Source organism: Maribellus luteus (assembly GCF_003576475.1).
GTDB lineage: Bacteria > Bacteroidota > Bacteroidia > Bacteroidales > Prolixibacteraceae > Draconibacterium > Draconibacterium luteum.
Genome location: NZ_QWGR01000274.1, coordinates 1 through 522, shown reverse-complemented (window position 1 = coordinate 522; position 522 = coordinate 1). Strand labels below are relative to the sequence as shown.

Genomic DNA, 522 nt, shown 5'->3' with positions numbered 1-522 from the left:
CTGGCCGGCGGTGTCGAACAGCATCATGTGCGCGTGCGGCGCCTCCTGTTCGGGGCGCGGGCCGGAGCCGGTGTCCTTGAAGATGCCGGACACGGTGCCGAGCTTGCCGTCCTCGCCGATCGGCAGGAGGTTGTACGCGCCACCGCTGTAGATCGACACGCACAGGTGTTTGCCGTCCGGCGACACCACCACGTGCGCAGGGTTGGTACCCGACAAAGAGAGCGGCTGGCGGTTGAGCAGCGTCAGCTTGCCGTCGCGCGGGTCGATCGCATAGGACTCGGCGCTGCCGCTTGGGCGTCCCTCGTAGACCTCCAATTCATTGGTGGCGTACAGGAACCGCTGGTTCGGGTGCAGGGCCAGGAACGACGGATTGGCACTTTCGACCACCTGCACCTGGGTCCACGCATCGCCGCGCGGCGCCAGCACATAAATACCGCGAGCGGCCGGGCCGCCGGCAGTGCCGCCCGGTGCGTTGAACGTGTAAGTACCGACATAGGCGAAGCGGGGAGGGCGGGCATTGCC

1 protein-coding gene is annotated in these 522 nt (G+C 67.4%); it reads right to left on the bottom strand.

Going from position 1 to position 522, the window contains the following annotated elements:
• A partial coding sequence (locus D1614_RS28875; RefSeq protein WP_147384422.1) for a lactonase family protein occupies positions 1-522 on the bottom strand: 522 nt, incomplete at both ends.